Here is a 6,602-nt window from a genome sequence, read left to right on the forward strand (position 1 = left end):
GGCGCGCAGCGCGGCTTCGATCTCGCCCGGCTCGATACGGAAGCCGCGCATCTTGATCTGCTCGTCGACGCGGCCGAGGAACTCGATGCTCCCGTCGGCGAGGCGGCGGACCCGGTCGCCCGTGCGGTAGAGCCTGGAGCCGTCTCCGGCGACGGGGTCGGCCACGAACCGCTCGGCCGCCAGCTCCGGCCGGTTGAGGTAGCCGCGTGCCACGCCGACGCCGCCGAGGAACAACTCCCCCGCGACCCCGACCGGCACCGGGCGCAGGAACCGGTCGAGCACAAGGGCCCGCATGTTGGCCAGCGGCCGTCCGATCGGCACCGTACCGCCCGCCTCGCGCGCCGCACGCCGGGCCAGGTGCCAGGTGGCGAACGTCGTCGTCTCCGTCGGCCCGTACACGTGCAGCAAGCGGCCCGGGCGGCCGAGGGCGAGCATCCTGCGGACGCTGAGCGGGTCCACGGCCTCGCCGCCGAACAGTAGGTGGCGCAGGCCGCGGGCGGCGTACGGATGATCGGCGGCCAGGCGGTTGAACACGGCGGTGGTCAGGAACAAGGTGGTGACGCCGAGCCGTTCGAGCTCGGCGCCGAGCGCATGCGGCGACAGCAGGGCGTCGCGGTCGATGCCGGCCAGCGTGCCGCCGTTGGCCAGCGCTCCCCAGATCTCGAACGTCGCGGCGTCGAACGACGTCGTCGAGGCCTGGGCCACCACGTCGTCGGACTGGAGTGCCACATAGTCGCCTGCGGTCACCAGCGTGACGACGTCGCGGTGGCACACACCGATGCCCTTGGGCCTGCCGGTCGAGCCGGAGGTGTAGATGACGTAGGCGAGCTGGGCGGGGTCGGTGTGGACGTCCGGCGGTCCGGCGGGGGTGGCGGCGAGCGCCTCGGCGGTCGCGGGGTCGCCGAGGTCGACGACGCGCGCGCCGCCCTCGACGGCCGGTGTTCCGGCCTGCCCGCGGTGGGTGACCAGGACCGGCGCGCCGGTGTCGGCCAGCATGAACGCCAGCCGTTCCGCGGGGTAGTCAGGGTCCAGCGGCAGATAGGCACCGCCGGCCTTCAGGACGGCCAGCATGGTGACGACCATGTCGAGCCCGCGTTCCAGGCAGAGGGCCACGACCGTCTCGGCCCGCACGCCCTGGGCGCGCAGGTGGTGGGCGAGCCGGTCGGCTCTGTCCTCCAGCTCCCGGTAGGTCATGGTCTGTTCGCCGAACACCAGCGCGACGGCGTCCGGACGTTCCTTCGCCCGGGCCGACACCAGCTCGTGGACGCCGCCGACGCCGGGGAGCGGAACGGACGGGCCCTCCCCCTCGGCCAGGACCAGGCGGAGCTCGTCGCCGGTCAGCAGGGGCAGGTGTTCGACCAGGCGGCCGGGGTCGTCGGCCATGGCCTGCAGGATCGCCACGAGCCGGTCGGCGATCCGCCCGATCGTGTCGTCGTCGAAGAGGGCACCGTCGTAGTGCAGGCCGATGGCCAGCTCGGTGCCGGGTCCCGCGGTGATCGTCAGGGGGTAGTTCGGCTGCTCCCTGGAGACGTTGTCGTCGACGCGCAGCTCGTTCGCGGCGGACCCGGCCATCTCGTCGTCCAGCCGCCCGAGCGGGAAGTTCTCAAACAGCAGCAGGTTCTCGAACAGCGGCCTGCCCTGGGGGATCTCGCTCCAGGCCTGCACCTGCACCAGCGGGGTGTGCTCGAAGGCGCGGCCCCTCACCTGCTCCTCCTGGAGCAGGTGGAGCCAGTCGAGCAGCCTCAGGCCCCCCTCCACCCGCACCCGGGTGGGGGTGGTGTTGATGAACAGCCCGACCATGGATTCCACGCCGGCAAGGTCGTCGGCCCGGCCCGAGGTGGTCACGCCGAACACGACGTCGTCCTGACCGCTGTAGGCCGACAGCAGCAGCGCCCAGGCGCCCTGGACCACCGTGTTGAGCGTCAGGTGGTGGCGGCGGCCGAGCTCGGTGAGCGCGGCGGTGGCAGCCTCGCTGACTCTCGCGCGGTGGGTGCGGTGCCCGCGCCTGCCGGTGTCGCGGGTGACGCCGAGGTCCGTGGGCTCGGTGACGCCGCGCAGGCGTTCGCGCCAGTATGCCTCGGCGGCGCCGAGATCCTGCCCTGCGAGCCAGGCGAGGTGGTCGCGGAAGGGCCGGGGGCCGGCGAGCCGGGGCTGCTCGCCCGCCCGGTAGGCGTGGTAGGCGTGGATGAGGTCGCCCAGGACGATGGGGACGCTCCAGCCGTCCAGCAGCAGGTGGTGATAGCTCCACACGACCTGGTGCCGGCGGTCGGCCAGCCGGATGAGCGTGACGCGCATCAGGCTGGGCCGGTCGAACTCGGCGCCGCGCGCCCGGTCCTCATCCATGAACGCGTCGAGGGCCTCGGCCTGTGCGGCCTCGCCCAGCTCGCTCCAGTCGCGCCGTTCCAGGGGTACGGGGACCTCGCGCGAGACCACCGCCAGCGGCACCGGGACACCCTCGGATACGACGGCGCTGCGCAGCACCGGGTGCCGGGCCAGGACCAGCTCCCACGCCCTCAGGAACGCGGCCTCGTCGAGCTCGCCGTCCAGCAGCAGCCCGTTCTGCACCCAGTACACGCCCGAGCCGGGCTCCAGCAGGGTGTGGAACAGCATGCCCTGCTGGAGCGGGGTGAGAGGGTAGACGTCCTCCACGGTGCGCGCGGGCCGCTCCCGCAGGACGAGGTCGAGCGTCTCCTGGTCGAGAGCGGCCAGTGGGAAGTCCGACGGCGTGGCGCCTCCGGCTGAGTCGGCGCGGCAGTGCTCGATCAGCTCGCCGAGCACTTCGACGTAGCGGCGCGCGAGCCGGACGATGGTGGCCTCGTCGTGCACCTGGTCGGAGTAGGTCCAGGCCAGTTCCAGGCGGCCGCCGGCGATCTCGCCGTTCACCTCGACGAGGTGGGTGCGCTCGCCCAGGCGGGAGCGCTCCTCGCCGAGTGAACCGTCCGCCTGCCGCAGACGGGCCTCGCCTTCGCCCACGTTGTCGAAGCGGCCCAGGTAGTTGAAGCTCAGCTCCGCCTGGGGCGCGGCCTCCAGCGCCGCGCTCACCTGCCCGCCCGCGAGGTAGCGCAGCAGGCCGTAGCCGAGGCCCCTGTGGGGGATCGCGCGCAGGTGCTCCTTGGTACGCATCAGCGCGCGGCCGAGGTCAGGGCCGCCGTCTGGGGGCAGCGCGACGGGGAAGAACGTGGTGAACCATCCGACGGTGCGGGAAACGTCGATGTCGGGGCCGAGGTCCTCGCGGCCGTGGCCCTCCAGGTCGACGAGGGTCCTCGCGCCCGGGTTCCACTCGGCGAGCACGAGCCCCAGGGCGGTCATGAGGACGTCGTTGATCTGCGTCCGGTATGCCGCGGGCACCTCGTGCAGCAGCCGCCCGGTCGGCTCCGCGCCGAGGCTGACGCGCGCGGTCCTGGCCGAGGCGGCGGTGTTGCGTCCGTCGTGGTCGCGCGGCAGCGGCGTGGCGCCCGAGGTCGTGTCCAGCCAGTACGGCGCCTCGTCCGCCGTCGCCTCCGACCGGGCAACGTCCAGGAGGCGTTGCGACCACCGGGCGAACGAGGTGGTCTTCGGCGCGAGCCGGATCTGGTCTCCGCGTTCGGCCTGGCCGTAGGCGAGCTCGAGGTCCTCAAGCAGGATCCGCCAGGACACGCCGTCGACCACCAGGTGGTGCGCCACGAGCAGCAGGAGCTGCCCGGCCTCTCCGCGCTCGAACAGCACGGCGCGGGCGAGCGGCCCGTGGCCGAGGTCGAGGCCCGTCTGGGCGGCCGTGGCCTGCTCGTCCAGGACCCCGGCCTCAGCGGCGCCGTCATGGGCGGCGAGGTCGACGACGGTCAGCGGCCAGCTCTGCCCGCCGCTCTCGCCATGGCAGGCCCACTCGTCGCCGGTGCCGGTGAAGCGGGCGCGCAGCGCGTCGTGGTGGCCGGCCAGCGCCTCCAGGGTCAGGCGCAGCGCGGCGGGGTCCAGCCGCTCGCCGATCTCCAGTAGAACCGACTGGTTGAAGTGCCCGGCCTCGGGCAGCTCGCGCCGGAGGAACCAGCGCTGGATCGGCGTCAGCGGGAACTCGCCCGTCACCGTCCCCTGCTCGGCGTCGACGGCGGACGCGCGGATCGCCACGGCGGCCAGGGCCGCGACGGTCTGGTGCGCGAAGAGCTGCGCAGGGGTGACGTGCACGCCTCGGGCCCTGGCCCGCGCGACGGCCTGGATGCTGATGATCGAGTCGCCGCCCAGCTCGAAGAAGTTGTCCTCGACGCCGACCCGGTCGAGCCCCAGCACCTCGGCCCAGACCTCGGCCAGGACGCCCTCCGTCGCGGTGCGCGGCGCGACGAGCGTCCCGACAGGGCCGGGACGGGCGGCGTCCGGGGCGGGCAGCGTGGCCCGGTCGACCTTGCCGTTGGGGCTCAGCGGCAGCGCGGCCAGCTCGACGAAGAGTGACGGCACGAGATGGCTGGGCAGAGTGCCGCGGAGAAAGGCCTGCAGGTCGCCCACGGCCGGCATCCCCGCCGCGGGGTCGGCGGGCACGACGTAGCCGACCAGCCGTACCCGGCCGCCGCCGTCGGCTCTGGCGGTCACGGCCGCGCCTGCCACGCCGGGGTGCGCGGCCAGCGCCGCCTCGACCTCGCCCGGCTCGATGCGGAACCCTCTGATCTTGACCTGGTCGTCGACCCTGCCGAGGAACTCCAGTTGCCCGTCGGCCCGCCAGCGGGCGCGGTCGCCGGTGCGGTAGAGGCGTGAGCCGTCTCCGGCGAACGGGTCGGGTACGAACCGCTCGGCGGTCAGCTCCGGGCGGTGCGCGTAGCCGCGGGCCACGCCGACGCCGCCGATGAACAGCTCGCCCGCCACCCCGATCGGGGCGGGGCCGAGGTGACGGTCCAGCACGTACGCGCGCATGTTGGCGATGGGGGTGCCGATGGGCGGGGGCCCGTCGTGCCCGTCCGTCCACACGCCGACGGTGGCGCACACGGTCGTCTCGGTCGGCCCGTAGGCGTTGATCAGCCGCCGACCGCGGGCCCAGGACCTGGCCAGCTCGGCGGGGTATGCCTCGCCGCCGGTCACCAGCAGCCGCAGTCCGGGGAGCATGTCCAGGGCCAGAGGGCGGGCGGTGGTCGGGGTCATCTGCGCCACGGAGACGCCCTCGGCCCGTACCAGGTCCTCCAGAGCCCGCGCGGACCCGCGGGCCTCGGCGTCGGCGACGACGACGCGGGCGCCCGTGGACAGGGCCGCGAACAGCTCGCAGCCGGCGACATCGAAGCTGAACGAGGTGAGCTGGAGCGCCACGTCGCGCTCGGTGAGGTCGTAGTCGGCGCTCTGCGCCCTGACCAGGTTGGCCAGGCTGCGGTGGCCGACCGCCACGCCCTTCGGGCGGCCGGTGGAGCCCGAGGTGTAGATGACGTAGGCGAGTTGGTCGGGGTGGCGCAGCCGGTCGGGCGCGGTGGCGGGGCCGGCGTCGATGAGCGCGGCGGTCCGTGGGTCGTCCAGGTGCGTCTCCCCCGGCCCCGCCGGAGCGCCGGTGAGCCCGCCGTGGCTCAGGACGAACCGTGCCCCGCTGTCGGCGAGCATGTAAGCGATGCGCTCGGCGGGGTAGTCGGGGTCGATCGGCAGGTAGGCCCCGCCGGCCTTGAGCACGCCGAGGACCGCCACGACCATGTCCAGGCCGCGGTCCAGGCGCAGTCCCACCACCGTCTCGGGGCCGACGCCCTGTCCGATGAGGTGGTGGGCGAGGCGGTTGGCCCGCGCGTCGAGTTCGCCGTAGCTCAACGTCGTCCCTTGGTAGGTCACCGCGGGGTCTCCGGGGCGGGCGGCGGCACGGGCCGCGACCAGCTCGTGGACGGCGGCGAAGTCCGCCGCCGGCGTCGCGGTGTCGTTCCAGCCGGTCACGACCGCATGGCGCTCACCGGGCCCGATGACCTGTACGTCGGACAGGCGCGCGCGCGGGTCAGCCGCCGCGGCGTCGAGGACGGCGACGAGGTGGGCGGCCAGCCGTTCGACCGTGCCCCGGTCGAACAGCTCGGTGCTGTAGCTGATCTCTCCGCTCAGGTCGGGCCCGCTCTCGCTGAAGGCGATGGTCAGGTCGAACTTGGCCATCGTCGGCGGCAGGCCGAGCCCCTCGGAGGTGAGCCCGGCGAAGTCGAACGTGGCGACCGTGCCCTGCCCGTGGGTGACCATCACCTGGAACAGCGGGTGGCGGGAACGGTCGCGTTCGGGCTGGATGGCGTCCACGAGCTGCTCGAACGGCAGGTCCTGGTGTGCGTAGGCGGCCAGCGCCTCGGAGCGGACCCTGGCGACCACCTCGGCGAGCGTCGGGTCGCCGGACAGGTCGGTGCGCAGGGCCAGGGTGTTGACGAAGAACCCGATCAGGTCCTCGGTCTCGGCACGGTTGCGGTTGGCGACGGGCGTGCCGACGACCACGTCGTCCTGACCTGCGTGGCGACCCAGCACCACGGCGAGCCCGCCGACCAGGGTCATGAACAGCGTCGCCCCGGCACCAAGGCTCAACTCCCGCAACCCGGCCAGGGTCTGCGTTGAGGGCGGACAGGCCGCTCCCCCACGTGCCGGTCACGGTGATCAGCACGGGTGCGCGGAGCGCGGTCCGGCTGGCAGGCCTCCTGTCCGCCCGG

General features: G+C 73.9%; 1 protein-coding gene. It reads right to left on the reverse strand.

The window, feature by feature from the left end:
• Window positions 1–6,498, reverse strand: a 6,498-nt coding sequence (locus AB0J09_RS52280) for an amino acid adenylation domain-containing protein (protein ID WP_360709360.1), incomplete at its 3' end; no start/stop codon positions are given.
• Window positions 6,499–6,602: the final 104 nt, after the last annotated feature.

Source organism: Nonomuraea sp. NPDC049784, assembly GCF_040659615.1.
Lineage (GTDB): Bacteria > Actinomycetota > Actinomycetes > Streptosporangiales > Streptosporangiaceae > Nonomuraea.